General features: G+C 60.1%; 1 protein-coding gene. It reads right to left on the reverse strand.

Annotated elements, in window-relative coordinates:
• Positions 1-166: 166 nt before the first annotated feature.
• The coding region (locus tag ER639_RS12080) for an SPOR domain-containing protein (RefSeq protein WP_164993459.1) at positions 167-393 on the reverse strand (227 nt) is incomplete at its 5' end.

Raw genomic sequence — 393 nt, forward strand, 5'->3', positions numbered from 1 at the left:
TCATCCGTCTCTCGAAAATCGTTGCATGGGTTGTACGGCCCCAAGGGGCCATCTTTCGACTCGCCAGCAGGCAAGCCTCGGATTAGTCCGGCAAAAGCCGGTTAAGTTGCCATCAGTCGGCGCGGACCAGCGTGGGCTGGCCAAGGTTGGCCAGGCGCACGCTGCTCTATAGCTGCTCAGCCTCGCCCTGATTGCTGATCGGCCCCATTCGGACCCGATGCAGAATCTGCTGGTCGCGTACCACTGAGCTGATGAACACCGGCACACTGCTGGTCTGGGTCAGCTTGGACTTGAGCAGCTCCGCAGCGTCCGGATTGGCGAAGGCTCCCACCTGGAGATACAGGCCAGAGGCTCCGAGTGAATCGTTTTTTTTGCGTCGATCTGTACCGGCAC

It is taken from the genome of Macrococcus sp. DPC7161 (assembly GCF_004117835.1).
Lineage (GTDB): Bacteria > Bacillota > Bacilli > Staphylococcales > Staphylococcaceae > SDSC01.